A 25,206-nucleotide genomic window follows, 5' to 3' on the forward strand; every position below is an offset into this window, starting at 1 on the left:
GGTGGGTATCGACAAAATGCATCGGTGCTGTTGCTCGCATGCCGGCGGGGCCCGCCGCGGCTGGCCGCGTCAGGACGACTACGCCGGGGTGATCGCCAGCGCGAGTTGCTGCGGCACAACGTTCATCAGGGTGGGAAGAATGCCGCTGACGGGCGGACCGGAGATATCGTCCACGAACGGCGGCAAGAACCACACCAGAGTCCCTGTCATGGCGTGTTCCGGGACAAGAATCCCGTCAAAGGGGATATCCAGCACCACCAGTCCCAAGCCAAGCGGTAGGAACAAGGGTAGGGTCAGTTCGCCGTTGAGGAAGCCGTTGGCGACGAACGCAGGAGCATCGATCAGCGCTCCTAACGCTCCCGCGACATCTCCGGTCTGCACCGCGCCGGTAAAGGCCGCCACGGCGGTCCCGAATCCCCCGAGGGTGCTGAGCGGGGGACCTAACGCCGCGAGGGCCGCCGCCGGCGCCACCTTCGTGAGTGTGGTCCCGATATTGACGACGTTCTGCTGGATCTGCGCGGGAATGGCAGCGATCGGGAATAGGTCTGTCACAACATGATTCAGCGCCGACGGGTCAGACAGCGCGGTACCGAGGTGTTGGGCCGCGTTCTGCAGCGACGTAGCGATGGTCTGACCGTAGGCCATCTGGTTGGCCACGATCTGACGCAAGAACGGCGCCGGGTTGGTAGCCCAGGTGCTGCCGAGGCTTTGCAGGTTGGCGGATGTAGTCGTAATGAGGTCCTGGTACGGGCCGGCAATACCCGGAGTCGCCTCCGCTGCCAGCGCCGCGGTTGCCCCGGCAGCCGCATCGACCGCACTCCGTCCGGCGGCCATGATCGCACCGGCACCCTGTCCGAACGCCGAGGGGCCGCCGGTGGGGATCAACGGGTGTCCCAGCAAGGTCTGCGCGGGCACATTAACCACGCTGATCAACGCCTGCTCGGCGTTGGCGATCTCGGCGCCGAGATATGCTGCCGCGCCGCCATTCAACAAGCTCACCAACTGCTCATGGAACGTCGCGGCCTGGGCGCTCAGGGCTTGAAATTCCCGGGCGTACGCGTTGAACAATCCGGAGATCGCCGCCGACACCTCGTCGGCGCCCGCAGCCACCAAACCCGTCGTGGGCGCCGCCGCCGCTGCGTTGGCCGAACTGATCGTCGAGCTGATGTCCGCGAGATCTGTTGCTGCCGCCGCCATGGTCTGTGGGGCCGTGATCACAAACGACATCTGACACCTCCACTGGCCTGCGGCCGGTGACGCTGGTCTTGCGTTTCTCGAGCGACGTACAGTTTCGTTGGCGCGATGCCCATTCCGATAGGGGAATTGTACCTTTGTTGAACAGGCCGTAGTGCTCATGAGTGCGCGGACCGATCGTTGGGCTCCAGCGGTGCCTGCGGTGTGACCGCCGGTCATCCGGGCGAGGATCGAAAACCTCAGGGCGTCAAAGCATTTGATGTCGTTGGAGGGGTAGCGGAGCGACGTCCGGTCAGATAGATCGCCGGCCGATCCGGCGCGGCGTCAAGGTTCACCGTCTAGAACTTCGTCGGCTCCGGCGCCAGCTCGCTGTAGCGGCGCGCCGTGACCATCAGCGCGGTGGCGCCGGCGGTCAGGTGGCTGCGACGGCTGACGGCTGCCACGTAAAGGTAGGTCTCCGGAACGATGCGCTGCACCCGCGCGCCGGCGCGCTGCGCCACTCGTGTCCACGACGATGGCATGACCGCCCGGCCTATCCCGTTGAGCACCATCGGCAGCATGGAAGTGCGGTGGGCAACCTCGGCGACGATGGTGGCCGGGATGCCTTCGGCCAGGACGTCGTCGACGAGCGCACGCATCAACGAGCCACGCTGGGACACGATCAGCCGGCACCCAGCCAAGTCTTCGCGCCGCACGGTCGGGCCCGTCGGCCCGTCATCATCGAGACGCGAAATCAGCACCAGCGCTTGACGTTCCAGCGCGACGACGTCGAGATCGGAAGCGCGCGTGGGTTCGGCCGATCCCAGCACCCCGATCTCGGTTGCGCCGCTGCGCACGCTGTCCAGAATCTCTTGCGGAGTAAAGCCGGCCTCGACGTTGACGGCGACTTCCGGATGGGCGCCGGCAAAAACGGCCAAAATCGTTGTCAGCGGTTCCATTCCCGGCGACGGCATGGTGATCAGATCGACCCGACCACCACGCAGGCCCTTCAGCTCCCGCATGACGGCTGTTGCCTCGTCGATATCGCGGAGTACCACCCGGGCCGGACCCACCAACGCCTTACCGGCGTCGGAGAGCACCACCCCGCGCCCGACCCGGTGAAACAGCGGCATGCCCAGCTCACGTTCGAAGCCGGCGATCGCCTGCGACAGCGACGGCTGGGCGATCATCAACTGTTCGGCCGCCTTGCCAAAGCCGCCATAGTCGACGACCGCCAGGAAGAACTTGAGCTGCCTGACATCCATGGCTATTCCTCTGATCAGCTTCGATAGGCGAAGCCTATACCGCGGATCGCATCTTGGTCTTGGACGCCGGCCCGGGTGCGCCCCGCTAATGGACTGTGCAGGAACTACAGAGTCAGCAATGGAGGCGTCCCATGACAGGGCAGACACGGCAGGTTTTCAAAATCGCAGCGATTCCCGGCGACGGCGTCGGCCAGGAAGTCGTCGCCGCGGGCCGGCGGGTTCTGGACACAGTGGCAGCCCAGTCGGGGCGGTTCGCGTTCGAGTGGACCGAGTTTCCCTGGGGCTGCGAGCATTACGAGTGGACCGGGCGGATGATGGCCGCCGACGGGCTGGAGACCCTGCGGGCGTTCGACGCCATCTACTTCGGTGCGGTCGGCTGGCCCAGCGTGCCCGACCACATCAGCCTGTGGGGACTGCGGCTGAACATCACCCAGAATTTCGACCAGTGGGCCAACGTCCGGCCGGTCAAGTTCCTGCCCGGCGTGGTCTCACCGCTGCGTAACGCCGACGACCACGAGCTGGACTGGGTGGTCGTCCGGGAAAACAGCGAAGGCGAGTATGCGGGACTGGGTGGACGCAATCTCAGCGGTCGTGGGCCCGGCAACGAGGTGGCCTTGCAAACCGCCTTGTTCACCGACAAGGGCTGCGAGCGCATCATCCGGTTCGCGTTCGATCTGGCCCGCACCCGGCGCGTGAAAAAGGTCTCCAGCGTCACCAAGTCCAACGCCCAGCAGTACGGAATGGTGTTGTGGGACGAGGTCTTTGCCCGGGTCGCCCAGGACTATCCCGACGTGGCGCACGAGAGCGTGCTGGTGGACGCGATGAGCGCCAAGTTCGTTCTGCACCCCGAAGACCTGTCGGTGGTCGTGGCGTCCAACCTCAACGCCGACATCCTGTCGGATCTTGGCTCGGCGCTGGCGGGCAGCCTGGGCGTGGCCGCCAGCGCCAACCTCAACCCCGAACGGCGCTTTCCCAGCATGTTCGAACCCGTCCACGGTTCGGCACCCGACATCGCCGGGCACGGGATCAGCAACCCCATCGGCGCGATCGCCAGCGCCGCGCTGATGCTCGATCACTTCGGGCTGCACCACGTGGCTCGGCGCGTCGAATCAGCGATCGAAATCGCCACCGGCAGCCGCGTATTGACCCGCGACATCGGCGGCACGGCCACCACCGACGAGATGACCGACGCGGTGATCGCGGCACTGACTTCTCTCCGCAGCGCGGCCTGACCCGCACCGCCGATGGACACGGGAAGTCATGTCATGCCCGCACCCGGGAACACGCGGTGGTACCGGCAGCTGTATTTCTGGGTGCTGGTCGCCATCGCGGCGGGCATCATGGTGGGCTGGATCGCGCCGGCCGCCGGGGTGGCGATGGAACCGCTCGGCGCCACGTTCGTCACCGCGATGAAAATGCTGATCGGGCCCATCGTGTTCCTCACCATCGTCGGAGGCATCGCCAGCGTCGCGGACCTTCGTAAGGTCGGCCTGACCGGTGTGAAAGCGCTGACCTACTTCCAGGCCGGGACGATCGTCGCGATGGTCACCGGGCTGGTGGCGATCAACGTGTTCCGGCTCGGCGACGGCGTCAACGCCGACCCGGGCAAGATTCCCGCCGTCTACTCGGGGCCGAAACCTACCACCGGAGGCAAGCACGGGTGGGAGTTGCTGACCCACCTCGTTCCCAGCAGCGTGCTGGGCCCGTTCGTCGACGGTGACGTCCTGCAAATCATCTTTCTCGCCGTGCTTTTCGGGGTGGCGCTCAACGCGGTCGGCCAGATCGGCGGCCCGGTGCTCGACGCGGTCAACCGCCTGACCGCAGTCGTCTTCAAGGTGTTGTCCTACCTCATGAAGCTGGCGCCGCTCGGGGCATTCGGGGCAATGGCCGTTGCGACCGGCGGATACGGCGTCCACATGCTCACCAGCCTCGCCGGCCTGATCCTGCTGTTCTACGTCACGTCGGCGCTGTTCGTGGTGGTCGTGCTCGGTTCGGTGATGGCGTACCTGCGGCTCAACATCTTTCACCTGCTGGGCTACCTGCGTGCGGAGTTGCTGCTGGTCCTGGGTACCTCCAGCCCGGAGCCCGCGCTGCCGGGGTTGATGCGCAAGCTCGAACACGCCGGGGTCAGCACGGCCACCGTGCGGCTGATCGTGCCGACCGGTTACGCGTTCAACCTCGACGGCGCGGCGATCTATCTGTCCCTGGCCGCGGTCTACATCGCCCAGGCGACCAACACCCACCTGAGCGTCGGTGCTCAAATCGGGTTGCTCGCAGTCATGTTGCTGACGTCCAAGGGTGCGGCCGGAACGTCCGGGGGCGGGTTCATCGCGCTGACCGCGACGCTGAGCACCGTCGGTCACATTCCGGCCGCCGGGATCATGCTGATCTTCGGGATCGACAAGTTCATGGCCGAATGCCGAGCTCTGGTCAACTTCATCGGTAACGCGGTGGCCACCCTGTTCGTGGCCCGGTGGAACGGCGAACTCGATCTGGATCACGCCCGAAAGGTGCTTGCCGGCAGGCGCATTCGTCTGCCAGAGATTGGCGCCGAGGCCGCCACACCGGCACTGGTCGCAACTGGAGCGCACCATGCGGGCACTCGTCGCACCTGACAAGTTCAAGGGCAGCCTGTCGGCCACCGAGGTCGCCGACAACCTCGCCCACGGCCTGGCCGCAACCGGCGTGCACACCGTGACCCTGCCGTTGGCCGATGGCGGCGACGGCAGCGTCGCCGCCGCAGTGGCCGCCGGGATGCGGCCACACCCGTGCACCGTCGCCGACGCACTGGGTAGGCCGCATACCGCCACCATCGCCGTCGACGCCGAAACCGCCGTCGTGGAAGTGGCCAACACCTGCGGATTATCCACGCTGCCGTGCAATGTACTGGCCCCGATGACCGCCTCGAGCTACGGATTTGGCGAAGCGATCCGGCACGCCGTGGGCCTGGGTGTGCGCCGCATTGTCCTCGCGCTCGGCGGCAGCGCCAGCACCGACGGAGGCGCCGGTTTGCTCGCCGCGCTGGGCTACACCTTCCACGACAGCGGTGGCCAACCAATTAGACCGGAGGCCCACGCGCTCAACCGAATCCGTCGGGTGGACGCCTCACGCGCCGTCGACCTGAGCGGGGTCGAACTGATCGTGGCCAGCGATGTGACCAGTCCGCTGACCGGGCCCGACGGTGCCGCAGCACTTTTCGCTCCGCAGAAGGGGGCCGCCGTCACCGACGTCGATCGCCTGGAAGCGGGTCTGACGGGCCTCGTTTCCGCGCTGCAACGATCGGCCTGCCCCGACGCCACGGCCTTGGCTCAACTACCCGGTGCTGGTGCAGCCGGTGGATGCGGCTTTGCGGCGCTGTGCCTGGGTGCCCGAATCGTTTCCGGCGCCGACTACTTTCTCGACCTGCTGGGTTTTCAGCAGCGCCTGCCCGACGTCGAGGTCGTCATCACCGGTGAGGGGTGCCTGGATCGCCAAACCCTGCAGGGAAAGCTACCTGCCGTCGTCGCGCAGCGCGCCGCTCCCACGCCGGTCATCGCCGTGGCGGGCCGAACCGAAATAGATTCCAGCTCTGGAATTTTCACCGACATCTTTACCGTCGCTGAGCGGACCGCCGCCGACACCAGACACGACCCTGTACTCACCGCCGAATTGCTCTACCACATCGGCGTCGACATCGGAGTTCACCTCACGTGCCGGGCGGTGAAGCGGCGAGCAGTTCTTGCAACTCGACAGTGAAGTCGTCGGCGAGGACCGCCAGATCGGGCAGCAGCTTCGGGCAGGAAATGATGCCGAGATCGAGTTTGCCGTTGAGCGACATGACGGTGATGTTGAGCCCGCAGCCGTGAAAGATGGGTCCAAGCGGATAGATCGCGGTCAGCCTTGCGCCCAGGAAATACAACGTGACCTGAGGACCGGCGACATTGGAGACGATCACGTTGTGCACCGGTGTATGCGTCAGCGGGGTCTTGGCGAAAAGCCGCATCGCGGTACCGAACAGTGTCGAGTCGGCAAACTGCGCCCAGTCCTGCAGCAGGGTGGCTCCGATCGCCGAACTATGGTCCTTGGCACGCGAATTCGCCTGCGCGATGGCCTGTAACCGTCTGCCCGGATCGGAGATATGGGTCTCCAACCGCGAGAACATCCCCGAGACCTGGTTGTGACCGGGCCGACCGGAGGTGTCGCGCACCGACACCGGAACCATCGCCACCAGCGGTTTGCTCGGCAGTTCGCCGCGGTCGGACAACCAGCGCCGTAGCACCCCCGCGCACAGCGCCATGACCACGTCGTTGACCTTGACGCCGAACCGGTCTTTGACCTTCTTGATGTCGGAGAGCTCCAGCTGCGTATACGCGATGTTGCGCTGGGCGGTAACGGCGGCATTGAACGCCGTCGGCGGCGCGGCGAACGGACGTGCCATGCTTCGGCCGCTGCGTGCTCGGCGGGCCGTCTCGACGAGCGAGGCACCCGTCAGCGACACCACGTTGACAAGCCGCCACGACCGGGCGGCAAAGCCCACCAGCCCGCTCGCGGCAATCTGCAGCCAATGGGCACCACCGGGGCCGGCCACCGCATCTGGCGGTGGCGCGTCCGGTTCGGTACTGCACAGCTGTGACAGCAGGTCGGCGCCCATGACACCGTCCACCGCGGCGTGATGCACCTTGGTCAGCACCGCCACTGGGCCACCGGCGGATGCGGGCATGCCGGCGAGGCCCTCAATGACCCACATCTCCCACAACGGGTGGTCGCGGTCCAAGGGCACCGCGGCGATTTGTGCGCAGATCTCGGCCACCTCCGGCCGCCCGCCCGGGGCCGGCACGCCGATGCAGTGCAGATGGTGGTCGAGATCGAAGGCGCTGTCCTCCACCCATACCGGGTGGTCCAGATTCAGCCGGCTGTCGGCCAACTTCTCACGGAATTGCGGTATCGCCTTGATCCGCATCCCCAACGCGTCGCGCAGCCGGTCGAACGTGTAACCGCCCGGCATGGTCGAAGTGTCCAGTTCCAGCAGAGAACACACATGCAACGGCTGCGTGAAGGTTTCCAGGTACAGGAAACTGGCGTCCAGCCCGCTCAGTCTTTCCACAATGGTCTCCCCTGAGGTCTCCCCTGACTCGTTTCGGGTATCAGAGCTATCCACCGCCCGATCCACCGCCGGCTACCGATTCCGGGCATAGTGCGCCCGACGGGGGTACCCGTTTTGGCGGCGCGTAAACCTGACGCGCCGAACATGCCGTGACACCTCGGCAGACCGTCGATGGTTGTCTTGCGGCGGGCATGGGCTTCGAGCCGCACGGCGCGGCAGCGGTCCGGCCCGGCTCGTAGGATCGGCCAATGCAGCTTGACGAGTACCTATCCCTGGATGCGACGGCTCTGGCCGAGCTTGTCGAACGCAAACAGGTCACCCCGGCCGAACTTCTCGCCCTGGCGCGCCAGCGTGCCGATGCGGTCAATCCGCGGTTGAACGCGATCGTTTGTCGCCTCGACGAGGTCGCCGACCGGCAAGCGGCCGACCCACGGTTGCACGGCAGATTCGCCGGTGTGCCGTTTCTGATCAAGGACCTCGACCAGGAATATCGGGGCTTTCCCACCTCGTCCGGATCCCGGTCGCTGGCCAACGACGTGGCCGACCGGCACGCCTTGATCACTCAGCGGTTCCTGGACGCCGGCCTGGTGATCTTCGGCAAGACCAACACCCCGGAGTTCGGGGCCAAGGGCGTGACCGAGCCCGAGTACTGGGGTCCGGCTCGCAACCCGTGGAACCTGCAGCACACGCCGGGCGGCTCGTCGGGCGGATCGGGAGCTGCGGTCGCCGCCGGGATCGTGCCGGCAGCCGGGGCCAACGACGGCGGCGGGTCGATCCGCATCCCGGCCGCCTGCAACGGGCTCGTCGGCCTCAAACCGAGCCGCGGGCTGTCCCCCTACGGTCCGCAGACCGGCGAGCCGATGTTCGGCATGGCCGTCCAGGGCGTCGTGTCACGCACCGTGCGGGACAGCGCCGGACTCTACGACGCGATCGTCGGACCCAATCCCCGCGCCGGCTACCAGGTCCGGCTCCCCGACGTCCCGTTCACCGAGCACATCAAGAACCGTCCGGGCGTCCTTATGATCGGCTTCTCGACGTCGTCGGCGATCAACCCCAGCCCTCACCGGGAGGCCGTCGCCGCGGTCGACGGCGCGGCCCAGCTGCTGCAGGACCTCGGTCACCGGGTCGAGGAAGTCAAGCCGCCCTACGACGACGCCGCCCTGGCGCGTGATTTTCTCACCATCTGGTTCGCTCAGCTCTACCGCCATGTCGCCGATATCAAAGCGCGAATCGGCGCCCGAGACAGCGACTTCGAGGCCGACACGCTGGGCATGTGTGAGCTCGCGCGATCCGCCGGTGTGCTGGCGCCGATGCAGGCGCTGGAGAACATCAACAACTACATCCAATCCCTGACCACGTTCCACGAGAGCTACGACTACTTTCTGACCCCGACCCTTGCCACGCCACCCCTTGCGGTCGGCGCGACGGCGACGTCACCCCGCCTGCAGACGGTGGCCCGGGTGCTGAGCAAGCTGCATGCCGGAAAAGTGTTGGCGCTCAGCGGAATTCTGGATCAGCTGATTCAGGAGAGCCTGGGCTGGGTGCCTTACACGCAACTGGCCAATCTGACCGGGCGTCCGGCGATCAGTGTGCCGTTGCACTGGACCGACGACGGGCTGCCCCTGGGGGTGCAGTTTGTCGGACGGCTGGGCGCCGACGGTGACCTGTTGCAGCTGGCCGCACAACTCGAAGAAGCCCGCCCCTGGGCGCAGCGGCATCCGGCGACCGCGGTGGCAGCGAGTTAGGTTCCCGCTCAAGGCCATTCGTGCACCGGAGCGCCGGTGTGCGCGTTCTCGGCATAACGCCGGGTCATCTCGTGCAGCGCCGGGATGCGCGGCATCCCGCGGTCCTCGAGGCGGCGCACCACCCCGGTCTGCCAGGCCGCTCCGGTCTGCCCGGTCCGCACCCGCGCCTCGACGACACCCAGGTAGCGGTCGCGGTCAGCCGCATCGACGCCCCAGGCATCCAGCCCGGCTGCGGCGGCCGGTAGCAGCCACTCACCGACGAGCCGCTCGACCGGCTGCTCGGCCCCCTGCCAATGCAGCCGCGCCGCCAGCCCGTCACGGGCCCCGCGATGCAGGTTCTGCTCGGCGGCCGCGAACGGCAGCTGCCGCCACGGCGCGGCATCGCTGTCGGTGCTGTCGGCGATCGACCGGACCAGGCCGTAATAGAAGGCGGCGTTAGCGACCATGTCCACGGCGGTCGGACCGCTTGGCAGCACCCGGTTTTCGATGCGCAATTGCGGTTGCCCGGCCTGGACGTCGTAGACCGGACGGTTCCAGCGCCACACCGTGCCGTTGTGCAGCCGAAGCTCCCGCAGGGTGGGCGCGTCACCGGCCTGCAGGGCGGCATCGGGGTCCTGGGCCTCCAGCATCGGAAACAGCGGCGGAAACAACCGGACGAGGTCGTCGAACAGCTCGACGGGGTCCTCGATCCAGCGGTCACCGAGCCGGACCCGCGCCGGTGCGCCGGCGCGTACCTCGTCGCGGCGACGGGTGTCGAGCAGCTGTTCGAGCAGCGTGATACGGGTCTCCTGCCATGCCTGGCGACCGAGCAGGTACGGCGAGTTGGCCGCCACCGCCACCTGCGCCCCCGCGATAGCCTGGGCGGCGTTGTAGTAAGCGGCGAACCGGTCCGGCGCTACCCGCAGGTGCAGTTGCAGGCTGGTGGTGGCCGCATCAGGTGCCACCGAATCGGTGGTGAACTCCACCGCCTCGCAGCCGTCGACGATGCGCACCAGGAATGGTCGGCGGCGAGCGGCGGACATCCGGCTGGTCAGCAACTCGTAGCGCGGGTTGTGCGAGATGCGCTCGACGGTGAGCTGCTCGGCGCTCAGTGTCGGCAACATGCCGACCGCGAGCAGCCGGGCACCCAGCCGCTCGATGCGTGCCCGGCACCCGTCGAGGACCTCGGCGAGGTCGCGTTCGCTGTCGCGCAGCACGCTGCCGTGTAGCCGGCGGGGCGCCAGGTTCAGCTCGACGTTGAACTGGCCGAGCTCGTGCTGCATGTCCGCGCGGCCGAGGCGGGCCAGGACCGCGTCGTTGACCAGCCGCGGCCGGCCCAACGGGTCCACCAGATCCAGTTCCACTTCCATACCGATGGAATCCTGGTGGCCGGTGAACCAGCCGTCGTCGACCATGCGGTGTAACGCGGCAACGCATCGCCCCAGCCGGTGCCGCACCTCGCGTTCGCGGCCGACGACGAGGCCGGAAGCATCGACGCGGTCACCCACGGCACACCTCCTCGCGGCACGGCTGGATGCCACCGCAACTACAGCATGCCTTCTCCGGGCATGGCGCGCGTGCTGGTCAATCCGTGGCAGATCCTTGGAAAGATGGCCTTACGCAGCCATTTCAGGAGATACAGTGACACGATGCGCCGCCAGGCGGGTCGGCCACCGCGCGCGCCGACGACCGTAGCCAGCACTCATGCCAGAAGCCAACAGCGTCTGGACGATGATGCCCGGACAGCCGACGGCCCCGCCGCGCCGGATCCCAGAGCGGACTGCCGGCTGGATTCCAAGCTTTTGCTGATCACCGTGACGTGCATGATGCTTCCGCTGATGGTCACGCTGGACACCACGGTCGTCAATGTGGCGCAGCGGACGTTCATCGAGGAGTTCTCGTCGACCCAGGCCGTGGTGGCCTGGGCATCGACCGGCTATACCTTGGCACTGGCCGCGGTGATCCCGCTGACCGGGTGGTTGGCCAATCGGCTGGGCACCAAGCGGCTCCTGATGGCCTCGGTGCTGATGTTCACCGCGGGATCATTGCTGTGCGCGCTGGCGTCGAATATCGCGCTGCTGGTGGCCTTTCGGGCGGTGCAGGGTTTTGGCGGCGGGATGCTGTTACCGCTGCAGCTGATCATCCTGGCGCGCGCGGCGGGTCCGGCGCGGTTGGGCCGGGTGATGACGATCAGCATGATCACCGTCTTGTTGGCCCCTATCGTCGGACCCATTCTCGGCGGCTGGCTGATCGACTCATTCGGCTGGCAGTGGATCTTCCTGATCAATCTCCCGATCGGAGTGCTGACCCTGCTGCTGGCGGGATTGACGCTGCCCCAAGATGATTCGCTGCCCGCGGAGTCCCTGGACGTGGTCGGCATGGCGCTGCTGTCACCGGGGCTGGTGCTGCTGCTCTACGGGGTGTCACAGCTGCCCGGGCGCGGAACCTTCGCCGACCCGTATGTCTGGGCACCGGCCACCATCGGTGTGCTGCTGATCGGCGCTTTCGCCAACCACGCGCTGCGCCGGAGCGACTACGCGCTGATCGATCTGCGGCTGCTCAAGAATCGGTCGGTCGCGGCCGCCAACGCGACCCGGTTCCTGTTCGCCATCACGTTTTTCGGCAGCTGCCTACTGTTTCCGGCGTACTTCCAGCAGGTCCTCGGCAAGACCCCGATGCAGTCGGGACTGCTGCTCATCCCGCAGACCGTGGCCGCTGCCACGGTGATGCCGATCGTCGGACGGCTGATGGAAACCCGGGGACCGCGCAACGTGGTGTTGGTCGGCATAGCGGTGACCGTCGTCGGCATGGGCATGTTTGTTTACGCCATCCGCCACCAGGGCATCGACCTCACCGTGCTGCTGGGGGGGCTCGGCCTGTTCGGCCTGGGCACCGCCTGTTTGATGGTTCCGGTGACTTGGGCAGCCGTGCACACGCTCGATTCCAGCGAAGTAGCCCACGGTTCGACGCTGTTCAACGTCAACCACAACGTCGCCGCGTCCGTCGGCACGGCCTTGATGTCGGTAATCCTCACCAGCAGCTTCAATGGCAGCGCCGCCATCGCTGCGGCCAGACAAGCCGATTCGATCCGGGAACGGGCGGCCAGGCGAGGCTTTTCCACCGACCTGACCGGGCTGCCGTCACAGGTGCGCGCCCCCGACTTCGCCGAACACCTCGCTGACGACCTGGCGCTCTCCTACACCGGGGTGTTCGGAGTCGCCATGGTCTTGACCGCGATGATCGCTATTCCGGCGTCGTTTCTGCCGACACGGGCCACGCCCCGGGTGCAGTTGATCGAGGCGGATTCGTAGCACCCGCCGGCGGTATCGGGTCAGTTGCCATCGGTGGCCGGACTCGCATCCTTGGCGCCCATCTTCAGGATTGCCGCGGCCAACGGGTAGTCGGCGCCCTCGCGTTGCTCGATATAGCGGCGAACCCGCTCGTTGCCGAACAGCGCGACACCGGCCTGCTCCATGTACTGGCGCATCTCGTCGATGTCGAGCAGGATCAGCTCGTCCTCGCCGCGCCAGCCGAACGCGATCTGCAGCACCCGCGGCGACAGATCGAAGTACTCGCCGACCGCGATGAGCTCGGCAAAGTCGGGGAAGTCGTCGGCCTCCTTGCGCCGGGAGTAGGTGGCTTTGGGCAGTTTGAGCGCGGAACCGATTTCGCTGTCCGGAACGTCGCGGTTGAGCAGCCACTCCAGCACGCGGCCAAGGTCCTTACCCGCTCGGTTAAGTCTTGGCATCCCACCAACGTAGTGCCGGTTCCGGGAAGCGTCAATCCTGACGCGGTATTGGAACCTACCCCAGCTAGACGACCCTAACGATTCTTTTTTCGGGAGACTATTCCATTTTTGAAACGCATGACGTACTGTACCCCTTGTGAGGTACTGAGACGGCACGGAGGCCCGTCACACGAAACGAGATCCTCACTGACCAGATCGGGGTAACGCCATGGCGAACGACGCAGCTATCAAGAACCACCCCCTGCCGGCACCGCGGCGCCGCACCGCCGGGCGGCTGTCTCGGCTGGCCATTGTCGTCATCGCCGGAGCAGCCCTGCTGGCCTCCGCGCCTGCCTTCGCCGATGTCGCCGAAACCGGCCCGTCCTACCAGCTGGGCTACACCAAGGCGGTCGAGGATGGCCACTTCACGGTCAGCAGGATGCGCGCCATGGGCTTTCCGGACGACGCGATCGTCATCTCGAGCCAGGTGCACAAGGTCTGCGCCAGGGAACTGGCCTCGGTGCAGGCCGTCGCTGGGGTCAATGGCGCCGACTTCCTGCGTGGCTGCGCCAGCGGTGTGCAAAGCCTGGTCGATGCCGGAATGGCCTCCTGACGCCCGCGCCGCCGGCCGCGGATCTCGGCACCGCCGACCCGGCCGACGAGGAAATTCCGACGATCAATCGGCACAACCCTTACGATGCCGACGTGGCCACACCAGAGGATCTCGACGGCGTCCTGGCAAATCTGAAAGCGCGCGTCGCGGCGGTAGAGAGATCGCAGGCCGATTACCGTTCGATGGTCGAGGCCATCAAGGCCTTCGGCGAAACGCAGCAACTGCTTGCCGACGTGCTTCGGGGTTACGCCGGTGAGATGAGAGCCACCGCCGACGACTCCAACCAACGCATCCGTTCGCTGGAAACGTCCACCGCCGAGATCAAGAATCTGCTCACCCGGGCGCTCGAGCGCTGACCGGTCGGCCGTACGCCGACGCGTGGCCGCGCCGCAACCGGGGTCACGCGTCGTCGACCCGGCGGGCCAGGAAGTCCAGAACAGCGTCGGCGAAGACGTCGTTGCGGTCTCCGGCCACCATGTGCCCCGCACCACGGACGTCGGTGAATTCCACCTGCGGAAAGCGTGCCAGAAATTCGTCAGCGCACTCCTGACTGACCAGGTCGCTCATCTGGCCGCGGATGAGCAGCATGGGTACGCCGCCATCCAGGATCGCCTCGACCGCGGCGTACAGGCGGTCGGCCTCGGTGACCTCGATCGGGGGAAACGCCGCGGTGCCGCTGATGAATTGCGGGTCCCAGTGCCAATACCAGCGATCGCCGCGGCGGCGGAGGTTGCTGGTCAGACCTTCCAGATCGGACGGTCGCGGGCGATGCGGGTTGTACTCGGCGATCATGTCAGCGACTTCGTCGAGTGAGCCGAACCCCGATTCCACCCGGTTGGCCATGAACGCGTGCACCCGATTCGCCCCGGACGGGTCCATGTTCGGCACGATGTCCACCAGCACCACCGCGCCGGCGATGCCCGGCGCGAGCTCGCCGGCCAGCAGCATCGCGGTGAACCCGCCCAGCGAGGCACCCACCAGCACCGGGCGCGGGGGCAGGCCGCGCAGTAGCTCCCGGACATCGCCGGCGAAGCTCACCACGCGATAGTCGCCGTCGCTGGACCAGTCCGATTCGCCGTGGCCCCGCAAGTCGACGGTGACGGCTTGCCAGCCCCGGTCGGCCACGGCGGCAGCCGCCCGGGCCCAGGAGCGACGGGTCTGCCCGCCGCCGTGCAGGAACACCACGGCGCGCGCCCGCGGATCACCCAATCGGTCGGCGACGATGCGCACACCGCCCGGCCCCTGGATCGAAAACGATTCCGGTGCAGTCGTCATCAGCTGATGTTAAGACGCTCTGACGCGGCCCCGGCTGGCTAATCTAGGCCCCGGGACTCGGCTCGGTCAGCCGGCCCCCGACATCGAAGGGTGCGCGATGGCATTCGAAAAGCCGACACCGGTGACCCAGCTGACGCTGGAACTCCGACTCGCCACGATGATGACGGGCGGGGTCAGTCTCGCGGTCTGGATCGCCGGCGTCGCACGTGAGCTCAACCTGCTCGCGCAAGCCTCACAATGGCGCAGGGCGGGCGGGACCTTCCCGACGAACAGCCGGCTCACCACCGAGTCGACGGCATCCCTGCGGCTTTATGCCCAACTCATCGACCTGCTCGACATGATCGTCGACATCGACATCCTGTCCGGGACAAGCGGGGGCGGCATCAACGCGGCTTTGCTTGCGTCGTCGCGCATCTCGGGGGCTGATCTCGGCGGGCTGCGCGACCTGTGGCTCGATCTCGGGTCCCTGACCGACCTGTTACGAGACCCGCGAGACGAATTCACACCGTCCCTGCTGTACGGCGACGAGAAGCTGTTCGCCACGCTGGCGACCCAGCTGCCCAGACTCGAGATCGGTCCGTTCCCGCCTGCGGAGTTTCCCGGCGGTATCCGGATCCCGTCCACCACCTTGTACATCACGACAACCCTGCTGTCCGGAGAGGCGAGTAGCTTCACCGACTCGTTCGGCACTCGCGTCCAATACGTCAACCGGCGTGGCCTGTTCACCTTCACCGAGGCAGACCTGACGGACAAGGGGATCGCCTCGGCTCTGGCGCTGGCTGCGCGCAGCTCGGCCTCGTTTCCCCTCGCGTTCGAGCCCTCGTTCGTGCCCTTCATGAAGGGGACCCCCGCGCAGGGCGCTGTCCCGGCTCGACCACCGATGGCGCCGTACGCCAATATCACCCGTCCGCACTGGGTCGCCGACGGCAGCCTGCTCGACAATCGGCCCATCGACGTGTTACTCAAGCGCATCTGCGACCGCCCCGCCCGGCGTCCGGTGCGCCGGGTGCTTCTGTTCGTCGTGCCGTCGTCCGGACCCCCACCGAACCTGATGCAACAGGCGGCACCGGACAGCGCCGACGAGCGGCTCGGGCTGCTCGCCAGCCTGCTGCGGGATCTGGGGGCGATCACCACTCAGTCCATCGCGACCGACCTGCGAGCGATACGCGGCCATCAGGACCGCACGGCAGCGCGGATCGACGCGAAACTGCGCCTGGCCGAGCTGGCCGCGACGCTGCCGCACGGTTCTCGGCTACTGACACCGCCGCTGCTGACCGACTACCAGTCACGTGAGGCACAACAACATGCGCGCGAGCTGACCGATGCGCTGTTCCGCCAGCTCGGCAGCTGGCTACCGGCGTCGAGCACTGACGCCGAACGGGTTCCCAAGAACTGGGAACCCGAACTGGCGGCAGTCGACACCGAGAAGGCGTGTCGCCAACACATCACCGAGGCGCTACTGAGTTGTTGGTCGCAACCGCCCCACCAGCCGCTGCCCGAGAGCACCGCCGAGCTCGCCCGGTATGGCCAGCCGGCATACGAGCTTGCCAAAGGCAGTGCGCTCGCCGTCGCCCAGGCGGCATACCACCTGGCGAAGTCGGACGCCGATATCGCCGAATTGGCGGCGCTCACGGCCGCCGTCCATGCCGCCGGCCCGTCGCCCACCGCGGTCGACCTGGGTGATCTTGTGCGCGCGGTATGCGAGAACACGTCCATCCGCGAAGGGTCGCTCAAGGATGCCGCCGCCTTGATCGCCGACGGCTATCTCCAACAGTTAGCGGTGCGACAGGACGCCTGGGACCGGCTCGGCGACGCGTTGGTCAACGGCTATGACACGCTAAAGCGGTTGTGCGCCAACGCCGCAGCGGCCGCCGGCGCCGAGCGAGGCGGGTTGCCGTCACATGATCGCGTTGGTCCCAGTGCGCTCGATACCTACCTGGACTACCTGGGGGCCGGCGACGACCCCGCGGCGATCGCGACGAAATTGTTCGATCTGGCCGCGACGCAGCGGGCCATGCTGCCGGCAGATTCGGGCATCGAGCAGCCGGTGGAGCTCGTACAGGTGAGTGCCGATACCCGCAGTCTGCTTGCGCCCGACTGCCGGAGTGCCCAGCAGAAACTCACCGGTATGCAGTTCCATCAGTTCGGCGCCTTCTACAAGCGGTCCTGGCGAATCAATGACTGGATGTGGGGACGGCTGGACGCAGCCGGCTGGCTCGTCCATGTCCTGCTGAACCCACGACGTGTGCATTGGATTGCGCAGACCCGAGTTGGCACACCCGGACCAGAGAGCCGGGCGCAGTGGTTTCTGCGCCAACTCAAAGCCCTAGGCGCACCTGAGTTTCCGCGTTCGGGCTACCGGCTGCCAACCTTTGGTGGCGGCCCCGAGCAGCTACTGACCGAAACCATGGTGCTCGACGAGCTGGCATTTCTGGACGACCCGACGATGCCGTTGCCGACGAGCATTCCGCTGACCGCGCTGTGGCTGGCGCAGGCGTGGCACCAACGAATCCTCGATGAGGAGCTGGACACACTGGCCAACACGGTGATCGACCCGCAACCGGGACAGCGGCCGGATTGGAGCCCGACAACGTCGCGCAGCTGGGCCAAGAAGGTGTTGGCCGCGACCCCGGGGGACGCCAAATATGCTCTGCTGAACGAGAACCCCGTCGCGGGCGAAACGTTCGCCAGCGACAAGCGCTCGCCGCTGATGGCGCAAACCCTTGCGAAGGCCGTCGCGACCGCATCCGCGGCGGCGGGCTCAATTCGGTTGCTACCCAGTGCTTTCAAACCGTCCGTGGTCACACTGCGAACGCTGGCGCTCGGTGGATACCGGGTCGTGTCGTTGACCAAAGGCATTGCCCGGACCACGATCCTGGTCGGCGTAATGCTGCTGATCCTGGGTGTTGCCACCGCCATTCAGTCGGCAACGGTGCTCGGCGTTACCGGCCTGATCATGGCCGGAACCGGCAGTTACCTGATCGTCCTGGGGACCTGGCAGTTCTCCAGCAGGTCGCTCTTTGCGCTGCTATCGGTCACTCTGGCCGGCGCGGTCCTTTCGCTGGCAACGCCCGTCGCACGTAGCTGGCTGTTCGGCGACGCGGACCATCCCGGGCTGCTGGGCGCCAACATCTACTGGCTCGGCGAACAGTGGTGGCGGCCGCTGATCGCCGTGGGCGCGGTCGCGCTGGGCATCACGGTCATCGCGGCCGCCAAGCCCGGACGCCGGTGAAACCACCTTATAGCGCACGGATCCCGTTGTAGAGCACCATCACTCCGATCAAGACCAAGACCACCGCGAGCATCGCGGCGTGGTTCTTGGCCATCCATTCTTTGAGCCGGGTCAGCGGCTCGTCGAGGCGATCAGCGGCACTCAGATAACCCACTATCGGCAAGGCGACCGTACTCCCGGCGAGGGTGACGAAGATCGCGGCGCATATCCACTTACCGGCGACGCCGAGCGCACTGGTGCCGATAGCCAATCCGCCGGCCAGGCAAATGATCAGAACCTCGGGTCGTAGCACCACCAGCACCGCCGCGGTAATGCCGGCGCGCCGCGGAGTAATCGTCGAGAACGACCGCATCCAGCGCGGCGATTCCGCGTGTCCATGGCGGGTCAGCCAACGGTAGCCGCCGAACAAGATCAGCGCCGAACCAAGGACCACCCGCAACCAGGAGGCCCAGGCCGGCGGCGTCCGGTGCAGGCCGCCGAGCAGGCCCGACCCCGCTACGAAGATGGCGGTCACCGCGGCCAGCCCCAGCAGCCAGCCACTCAGGAATGCCAGGCCCGTCGGCCGCGGCCGCGGCGCGTGTAGGACCAGGACCGCCGGGATGACCGTCAACGGCGAAACCGCGATCACGAGCGCGAGCGGAACCAGACTGGCTAGCACCGCACCCCAATTTGCTGTCACGGGCTGAAATCTTCGCATCGACCGGCCACCCCAATGCGCCCCGGGGTTCGATCTCCAAGCGATTCGCCATGACGAGCGATGATCCGGTCTATGATCCGGCGTTGTGTGGGACGCGTATCCCGAACGTGGGCCCGCGTCGCCGCCACGGTATCTCGTTGCGATCCTGATGTTCGTCGTGCCGCTGAGCCAGATCCCGCTGGACCTGTACACCCCCGCGCTGCCACAGATGGTCGTCGATCTGCATGCGTCGCCGACGGCGATGCAACACACCGTGGCGGCCTACCTCCTCGGGATGAGTTTGGCGTTCGTGCCCGTCGGAGTCGTCGCGGACGCCCGGGGCCGCAAACCGGTCCTGCTGACCTGCCTGGGCATCATGGTCGCGACCAGTGCGCTGTGCGCGGTGGCCGGCAGCGTGCCGGTGCTTCTCGCGGCGCGCTTCGTCGAGGGCGCGGCCGCGTCGGCCTGCATGGTGGTGCCCTACGCCATCGCCGCTGATTGCTTCCGCGGCCGGCGATTGACGTCGGTGTCGGGGCTGCTCGGCGTCGCATGGGGGCTGGCGCCGGTGCTGGCGCCCGCGGCTGGCGGGGTGCTGGTCCAGTTTCTCGACTGGCGGCTGGTGTTCGCCTCGATCGCGGTGTTGGCCGCACTCGCCGCGGTGGTCGTCGTGCCGCTATTGCCCGAAACGCTTGCGCGGCAGAAACGTTCACCGATCCACCCGCGGGCGACCGCGCGGGTTCTGGCTACCGCGCTGCGGCATCGGGTGTTTTGCAGCTTCGTGCTGGTTTTCGGATTGATGGCCTCGGCGCAGCTCGCCTTCGGAGTGGCCGGGCCCTTCCTGTACCAGGGGAACCTGGGTTTCTCCCCGGCGGCATACGGCTTGATGGCGCTGATCGTCGGGGTGGCGAATCTGTGCGGCGAACTGGCTTGCGGGATACTGGCCGTTCGCCTCTCGGCGCGTCGGCTGGCGATGGGCGCACTGGCGGTCTTCGGCATCGGCACCGCGGTGCTGGTCGGGTCGGGCCTGCTGATCGGAAACGACGCGTGGGCACTCACGATCGGCTCCTGTCTGGCATTGTCCGGGTGCGGGGTGCTCTGCCCGCAGATGTACGGCCTGGCGATGGGCCTGTTCGTCCGGAATCTCGGATTGATCGGCGGTCTGGTGAGCGGTATCGGTTATCTCGTGGTCAGCGCCGCCATGGCAGCTGTCGGCGCATTCCACGAGCGCACCCAGACACCGCTGGGGCTGTTGTTCGCGGCATGCGGCGCAACAGCATTCGTGTTGCTCGCCTGGGCCATGGCCAGGTACGAACGAGTCCGGCAACCGGCACATTGACGACCGCCGGTGACCGGCCATCCGTCCGGGGCGCCTGACCGTCCTGATCCTGGTCAGGACTGCGGCTTCTTGCCGACCGCGACCGGCGCCGAACTCGGCGGCAGCAGCAGATTGCCGCGAAGGCTGCCCTCGGCGGTGCGGCCGCCGCCCTGGTCATCGCCGTCCTGGGGGTCGGCGCGATCGCGCGCAACCCGACTGCCCACACCGTCTCGCAAGCCGGGCTGATGTCCGAGCCGCTGGCGCCAGCACCGGTGGTGCTGCCGTTCACCGGGCTCAACGGCCCCACCCCGGTCGCGGTCGGCCCCGGTGGCGCCGTTTACGTCGGCGACTACTACAACAATCGGGTGGTGCAGCTGGCGTCCAGTTCGTTCGCCGAGACCGAGCTGCCGTTCGCCGGACTCAACCGTCCCCAATCCCTGGCGGTCGACAGCACCGGCACCGTGTATGTCTCCGACGCCCGTGGCGAGGTGCTCACCCTGCCCGCCGGCGCCACCAGCCAGTCGAAGCTGGCCGACACCGGCGCGGAGGATCCCGCGGGTCTGGCGGTCGATACCGGCGGCAACGTCTACGTCGTCGACAGCAATAACAACCGGGTGCTCAAACTACCCGCGCGCTAACCGATTGGTCCGGATTTCGGTTGCCCGATGCGGGCCAACACGTTCCGCGAGCCGCATACACTGCCTGCAGTGATGCTTTCTTCGCAGACGAGGTTCGCATTGAGAAGAGTCCCGCTTGGGGTGTGGTTTTCGGTCGTGCTGCTGATCGCCGCGCTAGCCATGCCGATCAAGCAACGGTGCGGGACACCGAGCCGCAGCTGCGCCAGCACAATGGACGCGAACGGCAACGTTCACTACTACTACGAGGTCGAACCACTGGGGGTATTTCTCCTGGAAATGATCACCGGCACCAACATCCGCTGGTATTACACGTCGGGCGAGGAAATCTCGTAAGCGCAAGGCGCATAAAGAGTTTCGCTAGCCCCGGCAGACTTGCGGCGCATACTGCACGGTTGTGGTAGACGGCGTGTTGAACTGAGAGTCGACGGTGAGCTCGGGAATCACCGGCTGATTTTCGACCCCGAGCCGCTTCAGTTCGAGATTGATCTGCATGGTGTCGGGGGTGATCCTGCGGGCATTGGTGTCCCGGTCCGGCCGCATCGACGCATCAGTGCTGGCGGGGCCCTGCGTGCGGACGATGGCTAGGTCGTCGGTGTCCTGTTCCGGGCCGAGTTCGACGAACTTCTTGCCGTTGTTGGCGACACTGTACGTCAGGACGTAACCCACAAAGCCCGACGAGTGGTTACCCGCCGGCGACTGCGGCAACGGCTGCGCGAATCGAACCACCAGCTGCAACACGCCGCTTCGGGGATGGCCGACATCCACCGACACCACGGTGAGGTTGTCGGGCGGCTTCGGTCCGTCTTGCAGCTGGCAGTTGAGCCGCTTCGGAAGGCGCGCCCAGTCGTCGCGGGGTGATTTCACCCAGAAGGCAAATCCGATTCCGACCGACATCAGCACCAAGGCGATGGGAAGTAGCAGCCGCAGTGCCGCCGGCATCCCCGACCAGCCCCGGCGCACCCCGTTGGCAACGGAACGAAACGGTGAGCGTGCCCTCGAGCGGTCCGCTCGGCAATGCTTGGTCCAGTGCTGACCGTCCCAAAATCGCTGTCCGCCCGAACCGTCGGGGTTGAAATACCATCCTGCCGGCGGTGAAGTCGGCACGGTCACGCTCCATTCAACGTCGGGGTCGGTGAGGGCTCGGCCGGGCGCGCCGGATCACGGCGGCGAGTCCAACGACTCCGGGGGCGGATCGAGCATTTGGACGTGGTCGCCTTGCCACTGAAACCCGACGGTGGTCAGCGTGCCGTCATCACAGGCGTCACAGCTTTGTCTGCTCCGATACGTGAGGACGACCAGGTCGTCGGTGGAGGCCGGAACCTCCAATTCGGTGAACGGATACGCCACCGGTGTGGCAGTGCCGACGAACGCCCCGCGGTGAAACATCAGCGCCTGGTCCGGTGAGCTGCGGGTGGCATCCACCACCGTCACCACCACCGCCGACAGGTCCGCGCATGGATCGTAGTCGCTGAACTGCGGGGTGGGATTCCACGCTTTGCCGGTCTTCTTGTCCGCGGGGAGCTGGGCAAGAGCCGCGGACACCGCGGTTGCCTCATCCGGCCCGCACGGGCCCGCGGGCGCCGTAGACGCCGTAGACGCCGTAGACGCCGTAGACGGCGGGTTCGATGGGACGGTCGTGGGCGCCGCCGGTGAACCGGCGGGCCGCTGCTTGCCCGAGAACACCACGACAGCCACGACGACGAGCGCTACGACAGCGAGGACAGCCAGCAGCGCCGCCACCAGCCAACTGGTACGCGCGGACCGGGACGGCCCCGACGGTGCGGTCGGTGGAGTCGTATCGACATCGTCGGACGGCTCGTAGGCCGGCGGGGGCCAGTTTGGGTCGATATCGCCCGATGCCATGTTCGTGCCCGACATCCCTCCCTGTTGGGCGACAGACGCCACCCCGGTACTTCCGAGCTTGGCGAATTGTAGCCAGAAGGTGCAGGTAGGGGAAATGAACCGGCCGCGGAGTACCTGCTGCTCAGCGGGTGAATCTGCCCACATCCGCGCATCTGGAGTGGGGGCTGCGCAGCAATCTGCCGCATACTAGACGGCATGCAGCAAGCGACGTCCCCGCAAACCGCCGGCCCGGTGCCGGCCGGTGAACCGGTGACGGGTCGAGGCTGGTGATGGGTCGTTCGGGCGGACGCCACCGCCGTCGCGCTGTCCGTAAGCCGTCGCCGTTGCGCCGACGGCTGTCGCGAAGTTTCATGACCCTGGTCTCCGTGGTGGCCCTGGGCATGACCGGGGCCGGATATTGGGTGGCTCACGGCGCACTGAGCGGCATCACGATTTCCCAGGCCCTGACCGCCGAGGACCCGCGGTCCACCGGCAACAACATGAACATCCTGCTGATCGGGCTGGACTCCCGTAAAGACCAGGAGGGCAACGACCTGCCGTGGTCGATCCTCAAACACCTGCACGCCGGTGATTCCGACCAGGGGGGCTACAACACCAACACCCTGATCCTCGTGCACGTCGGCGCCGACGGAAAGGTCGTCGCCTTCTCGATCCCCCGTGACGACTGGGTGCCCTTCACCGGCGTTCCGGGCTACAACCACATCAAGATCAAGGAAGCGTACGGGCTCACCAAGCAGTACGTCGCTCAGCAGTTGGCCAACCAAGGGGTGAGCTCCCAGCGAGAGCTGGAGACCCGGGGCCGCGAGGCCGGCCGCGCCGCGACCCTGCGGGCGGTGCGCAGTCTGACCGGCGTTCCGATCGACTACTTCGCCGAGGTCAATCTGGCCGGTTTCTACGATCTGGCCGAGACACTGGGCGGCGTCGAGGTGTGTCTGAACCACGCCGTGTACGACTCATATTCGGGCGCCGACTTTCCGGCCGGACGCCAGCGACTCGACGCGACCCAGGCGCTGGCGTTCGTGCGGCAGCGTCACGGTCTGGACAACGGGGACCTGGACCGGACCCACCGGCAGCAGGCGTTCCTGTCGTCGGTGATGCACGATCTGCAGGATTCTGGCACCTTCACCAATCTGGACCGCCTCGACAGCCTGATGGCCGTAGCCCGTAAAGACGTCGTGTTGTCGGCCGGCTGGGATGAGGACCTGTTCCGCCGTATGGGCGAACTGGCGGGCGGGAACGTCGAGTTTCGGACCCTGCCCGTGGTGCGTTATGACAACATCGACGGCCAGGACGTCAACATCATCGACCCGGCCGCGATCAAGGCCGAGGTAGCCGCGGCGATCGGCACCGGTTCCGCGGCGGCGACAACCACGACCCCCGCCGCGAAGCCGGACCCGTCCACCGTCGTCGACGTGGTCAATGCCGGCAGCATCGGCGGCATGGCCAGCCAGGTGTCCAGCGCGCTGCGAAAGCGCGGCTACACCGCCGGCCAGGTCCGGGACCGCCAGGCCGGCGATCCCTCGACCAGCACCATCAAATATGGCACCGGCGCCCAAACCGACGCGCAGAATCTGGCCAGCCTGCTCGGCGTCGACACGTTGAAAGCGGACCCCAGCCTGGCGCCCGGACACATCCAGCTGACCGTGGATACCGACTTCGCGATGCCGGCCCTCGACGAATCTCAAGAAATGAGCACGACCACCACATCGACCGGGACATCGACCGGGAACAAGTACAACACGTATTACAGCGGCGGTACTACCAGCACATATCCGACGCCCGATCATGGAAAGCCGATCGACGGCGGCGGAGTTCCCTGCGTGAACTAGTTAGGCGTGCGTTCCCCCGTCGATGCGGATTTCGGTGCCGGTGATGAACGCACCGTCCCTCGACACCAGCATGGCGATGACGCCGGCGACCGCCGACGGATCGGCCATTCCGGTGCCACTGGATGTCTCGGTGGTGGGCAGAACCGGCAGCAGCCGGGTGAACAGCGACCAGTCGGCGTCTGGCGGAATGTAACCGCCGGTGGCATCGGTGATGCCCGACTTGATGCTGCCCGGCGCCACGCACACCGCACGCAGACCGCGCTTCGCATACTCGAGTGCCAGGGAATGCGTGAAGGCCTGCACGCCGCCTTTACTCGCGGCGTAGGCGGCCATGTACGGGTGGGCAAACGACGCCGAGGTCGAGCTGAAATTCACTATCGTGCTGCGCTGGTTGGCCAGCAGCGCCGGAAGGGCTTCCCGGACCACCAGGAAGGTGCCGGTCAGGTTGACCGCGATGATCTGATTCCACTGCGCGATGCCGGTCTGGTGGGTGTGCGCGGCGCGCAGCATGCCGGCGGCGTTGACCAGTGAGTCCAGGCCGCCCAGAGTGTCGACGGCGCGGCGTACCCCTTCGATCACCGACCGCTCGTCGGCGACGTTCATTTCGCATGTGGTGAACCTGCCACCGGTCCCGGCCTCGGCGGCGCGGGCCGCCGTCGTGGCCAAGCCGTCGGCCGCGATGTCGGCGCCAACCACCACGGCGTCCTCGTCCAGCAGCCGCAGTGCGGTGGCCTGGCCGATGCCCGACGCGGCGCCGGTGACCAGGATCCGCTGACCGTGGAGGCGCTTCATG

The 25,206-nt window shown here is 66.8% G+C and carries 23 protein-coding genes; 12 read left to right on the top strand and 11 right to left on the bottom strand.

The genetic code is table 11. The features are described from left to right. Positions 1 to 78: 78 nt before the first annotated feature. Both EET10_RS31840 and EET10_RS25195 read right to left on the bottom strand, forming a co-directional pair. Positions 79 to 1,227 carry a PE family protein gene (locus EET10_RS31840; protein ID WP_099187751.1) on the bottom strand — a complete coding sequence of 383 codons (1,149 nt, stop codon included), beginning with the start codon at positions 1,225 to 1,227 and terminating at the stop codon, positions 79 to 81. A gap of 305 nt (positions 1,228 to 1,532) precedes the next feature. Beyond that, positions 1,533 to 2,438 carry a LysR family transcriptional regulator gene (locus EET10_RS25195; RefSeq protein ID WP_036406489.1) on the bottom strand — a complete coding sequence of 302 codons (906 nt, stop codon included), beginning with the start codon at positions 2,436 to 2,438 and terminating at the stop codon, positions 1,533 to 1,535. Positions 2,439 to 2,569: 131 nt separating this feature from the next. On the opposite strand from EET10_RS25195, the gene EET10_RS25200 reads away from it, so the two are divergent. Genes EET10_RS25200 through EET10_RS25210 form a run of 3 tightly spaced genes read left to right on the top strand, consistent with a single transcriptional unit; the run spans position 2,570 to position 6,173 of the window. Then, positions 2,570 to 3,670 (top strand): tartrate dehydrogenase, encoded by a 1,101-nt coding sequence (locus EET10_RS25200; RefSeq protein ID WP_036406486.1) that lies wholly within the window; start codon positions 2,570 to 2,572, stop codon positions 3,668 to 3,670. Positions 3,671 to 3,703: 33 nt separating this feature from the next. After that, positions 3,704 to 5,053 (top strand): cation:dicarboxylate symporter family transporter, encoded by a 1,350-nt coding sequence (locus EET10_RS25205; RefSeq protein ID WP_081260450.1) that lies wholly within the window; start codon positions 3,704 to 3,706, stop codon positions 5,051 to 5,053. Beyond that, the gene (locus EET10_RS25210; protein WP_063466849.1) at positions 5,031 to 6,173 is read left to right on the top strand and encodes a glycerate kinase; all 1,143 of its coding nucleotides are present in this window, start codon (positions 5,031 to 5,033) and stop codon (positions 6,171 to 6,173) included. Before EET10_RS25205 ends, EET10_RS25210 begins: the two co-directional genes overlap by 23 nt. Here the strand turns inward: EET10_RS25210 and EET10_RS25215 are convergent. Continuing rightward, entirely contained in the window at positions 6,124 to 7,521 is a 1,398-nt protein-coding gene (locus tag EET10_RS25215) for a WS/DGAT/MGAT family O-acyltransferase (RefSeq protein WP_036406483.1), read from the bottom strand. The genes EET10_RS25210 and EET10_RS25215 overlap by 50 nt on opposite strands. A 248-nt stretch (positions 7,522 to 7,769) precedes the next feature. On the opposite strand from EET10_RS25215, the gene EET10_RS25220 reads away from it, so the two are divergent. After that, a complete protein-coding gene (locus EET10_RS25220; RefSeq protein ID WP_036406480.1) occupies positions 7,770 to 9,266 on the top strand; it encodes an amidase in 1,497 nt (498 codons plus the stop codon). Between the two features lie 8 nt (positions 9,267 to 9,274). On the opposite strand, the gene EET10_RS25225 is transcribed toward EET10_RS25220, so the two are convergent. Then, entirely contained in the window at positions 9,275 to 10,753 is a 1,479-nt protein-coding gene (locus EET10_RS25225) for a glutamate-cysteine ligase family protein (RefSeq protein WP_036406477.1), read from the bottom strand. A 141-nt stretch (positions 10,754 to 10,894) separates the two neighbouring features. Between EET10_RS25225 and EET10_RS25230 the strand changes: the two genes are divergently transcribed. Continuing rightward, positions 10,895 to 12,556: a DHA2 family efflux MFS transporter permease subunit gene (locus EET10_RS25230; protein WP_122502860.1), complete on the top strand. Its 1,662-nt coding sequence runs from the start codon at positions 10,895 to 10,897 to the stop codon at positions 12,554 to 12,556. Positions 12,557 to 12,576: 20 nt separating this feature from the next. Here EET10_RS25230 and EET10_RS25235 read toward each other — a convergent pair whose 3' ends face one another. Beyond that, positions 12,577 to 12,993, bottom strand: a complete 417-nt coding sequence (locus EET10_RS25235; protein ID WP_244602091.1) for a hypothetical protein — start codon at positions 12,991 to 12,993, stop codon at positions 12,577 to 12,579. A gap of 208 nt (positions 12,994 to 13,201) precedes the next feature. Between EET10_RS25235 and EET10_RS25240 the strand changes: the two genes are divergently transcribed. Both EET10_RS25240 and EET10_RS25245 read left to right on the top strand, forming a co-directional pair. Further along, positions 13,202 to 13,585, top strand: a complete 384-nt coding sequence (locus tag EET10_RS25240; protein WP_036406474.1) for a hypothetical protein — start codon at positions 13,202 to 13,204, stop codon at positions 13,583 to 13,585. 92 nt (positions 13,586 to 13,677) lie between these two features. Then, on the top strand, positions 13,678 to 13,941 hold the full coding sequence (locus EET10_RS25245; RefSeq protein WP_023368262.1) for a hypothetical protein: 264 nt from the start codon (positions 13,678 to 13,680) through the stop codon (positions 13,939 to 13,941). Between the two features lie 43 nt (positions 13,942 to 13,984). On the opposite strand, the gene EET10_RS25250 is transcribed toward EET10_RS25245, so the two are convergent. Next, entirely contained in the window at positions 13,985 to 14,860 is an 876-nt protein-coding gene (locus EET10_RS25250) for an alpha/beta fold hydrolase (protein ID WP_174719718.1), read from the bottom strand. A 97-nt stretch (positions 14,861 to 14,957) separates the two neighbouring features. Here EET10_RS25250 and EET10_RS25255 point away from each other — a divergent pair, with 97 nt between their 5' ends. Further along, positions 14,958 to 18,092: a patatin-like protein gene (locus EET10_RS25255; protein ID WP_099187754.1), complete on the top strand. Its 3,135-nt coding sequence runs from the start codon at positions 14,958 to 14,960 to the stop codon at positions 18,090 to 18,092. Positions 18,093 to 18,099: 7 nt separating this feature from the next. Here EET10_RS25255 and EET10_RS25260 read toward each other — a convergent pair whose 3' ends face one another. Next, positions 18,100 to 18,789 (bottom strand): GAP family protein, encoded by a 690-nt coding sequence (locus EET10_RS25260; RefSeq protein ID WP_036406471.1) that lies wholly within the window; start codon positions 18,787 to 18,789, stop codon positions 18,100 to 18,102. A gap of 85 nt (positions 18,790 to 18,874) precedes the next feature. Here EET10_RS25260 and EET10_RS25265 point away from each other — a divergent pair, with 85 nt between their 5' ends. Next, the gene (locus tag EET10_RS25265; protein WP_244602092.1) at positions 18,875 to 20,104 is read left to right on the top strand and encodes a multidrug effflux MFS transporter; all 1,230 of its coding nucleotides are present in this window, start codon (positions 18,875 to 18,877) and stop codon (positions 20,102 to 20,104) included. Positions 20,105 to 20,157: 53 nt separating this feature from the next. Here the strand turns inward: EET10_RS25265 and EET10_RS29825 are convergent, their stop codons facing one another. Further along, positions 20,158 to 20,307 carry a hypothetical protein gene (locus EET10_RS29825; RefSeq protein WP_167480223.1) on the bottom strand — a complete coding sequence of 50 codons (150 nt, stop codon included), beginning with the start codon at positions 20,305 to 20,307 and terminating at the stop codon, positions 20,158 to 20,160. Positions 20,308 to 20,328: 21 nt separating this feature from the next. Between EET10_RS29825 and EET10_RS25270 the strand changes: the two genes are divergently transcribed. Both EET10_RS25270 and EET10_RS25275 read left to right on the top strand, forming a co-directional pair. Beyond that, positions 20,329 to 20,721: an NHL repeat-containing protein gene (locus EET10_RS25270; RefSeq protein ID WP_036406468.1), complete on the top strand. Its 393-nt coding sequence runs from the start codon at positions 20,329 to 20,331 to the stop codon at positions 20,719 to 20,721. Between the two features lie 72 nt (positions 20,722 to 20,793). Next, positions 20,794 to 21,054 (top strand): hypothetical protein, encoded by a 261-nt coding sequence (locus EET10_RS25275; RefSeq protein WP_174719753.1) that lies wholly within the window; start codon positions 20,794 to 20,796, stop codon positions 21,052 to 21,054. A gap of 24 nt (positions 21,055 to 21,078) precedes the next feature. Here EET10_RS25275 and EET10_RS25280 read toward each other — a convergent pair whose 3' ends face one another. Beyond that, a complete protein-coding gene (locus EET10_RS25280; protein ID WP_036406629.1) occupies positions 21,079 to 21,825 on the bottom strand; it encodes a DUF2510 domain-containing protein in 747 nt (248 codons plus the stop codon). Positions 21,826 to 21,879: 54 nt separating this feature from the next. Then, positions 21,880 to 22,584, bottom strand: coding sequence for an LppP/LprE family lipoprotein (locus EET10_RS25285; protein WP_063466895.1), 705 nt, complete (start codon positions 22,582 to 22,584; stop codon positions 21,880 to 21,882). A 269-nt stretch (positions 22,585 to 22,853) separates the two neighbouring features. On the opposite strand from EET10_RS25285, the gene EET10_RS25290 reads away from it, so the two are divergent. Further along, positions 22,854 to 24,413, top strand: coding sequence for an LCP family protein (locus tag EET10_RS25290; RefSeq protein ID WP_036406465.1), 1,560 nt, complete (start codon positions 22,854 to 22,856; stop codon positions 24,411 to 24,413). Here the strand turns inward: EET10_RS25290 and EET10_RS25295 are convergent, their stop codons facing one another. Then, positions 24,414 to 25,205 carry an SDR family NAD(P)-dependent oxidoreductase gene (locus tag EET10_RS25295; RefSeq protein ID WP_036406462.1) on the bottom strand — a complete coding sequence of 264 codons (792 nt, stop codon included), beginning with the start codon at positions 25,203 to 25,205 and terminating at the stop codon, positions 24,414 to 24,416. It abuts the gene before it with no gap. Between the last annotated feature and the right edge of the window lies 1 nt (position 25,206).

This window comes from Mycobacterium pseudokansasii (assembly GCF_900566075.1).
Classification (GTDB): domain Bacteria; phylum Actinomycetota; class Actinomycetes; order Mycobacteriales; family Mycobacteriaceae; genus Mycobacterium; species Mycobacterium pseudokansasii.